1 rRNA gene is annotated in these 1023 nt (G+C 57.0%); it reads right to left on the bottom strand.

What is annotated here, in order from left to right:
- Positions 1 to 983 (bottom strand): 16S ribosomal RNA (locus tag HMPREF3048_RS02480); the annotation flags it as partial.
- Between the last annotated feature and the right edge of the window lie 40 nt (positions 984 to 1023).

The following is a 1023-nucleotide window of genomic DNA, read 5'->3' on the forward strand; positions in this document are numbered from 1 at the left end:
TCTGGTGTATGTCAAGCCCAGGTAAGGTTCTTCGCGTTGCATCGAATTAATCCACATGCTCCGCCGCTTGTGCGGGCCCCCGTCAATTCCTTTGAGTTTTAGCCTTGCGGCCGTACTCCCCAGGCGGGGCGCTTAATGCGTTAGCTACGGCACGAACCCCGTGGAAGGGACTCACACCTAGCGCCCACCGTTTACGGCATGGACTACCAGGGTATCTAATCCTGTTCGCTCCCCATGCTTTCGCTCCTCAGCGTCAGTTACTGCCCAGAGACCTGCCTTCGCCATCGGTGTTCCTCCTGATATCTGCGCATTCCACCGCTACACCAGGAATTCCAGTCTCCCCTACAGCACTCAAGTTATGCCCGTATCGCCTGCAGTCCCGCAGTTAAGCTGCGGGCTTACACAAACGACGCGACAAACCACCTACGAGCTCTTTACGCCCAGTAATTCCGGACAACGCTCGCACCCTACGTATTACCGCGGCTGCTGGCACGTAGTTAGCCGGTGCTTCTTCTCTAGGTACCGTCACTTGCGCTTCGTCCCTAGCGAAAGGAGTTTACAACCCGAAGGCCGTCATCCCCCACGCGGCGTCGCTGCATCAGGCTTGCGCCCATTGTGCAATATTCCCCACTGCTGCCTCCCGTAGGAGTCTGGGCCGTATCTCAGTCCCAATGTGGCCGTACACCCTCTCAGGCCGGCTACCCGTCGACGCCTTGGTAGGCCATTACCCCACCAACAAGCTGATAGGCCGCGAGCTCATCCCACACCGAAAAAACTTTCCACCACAACCTCCAAGAAGTGGTCCTATCCGGTATTAGACCCAGTTTCCCAGGCTTATCCCGAAGTGCGGGGCAGATCACCCACGTGTTACTCACCCGTTCGCCACTCGAGTACCCCTGCAAGCAGGAGCCTTTCCGTTCGACTTGCATGTGTTAAGCACGCCGCCAGCGTTCATCCTGAGCCAGGATCAAACTCTCCACAAAAAACGTTTCAGCAGAAACAGGCCGTGAAAAGCCCAATACC

Origin of the sequence: Corynebacterium sp. HMSC075D04 (genome assembly GCF_001815635.1) — a bacterium.
GTDB lineage: Bacteria > Actinomycetota > Actinomycetes > Mycobacteriales > Mycobacteriaceae > Corynebacterium > Corynebacterium coyleae.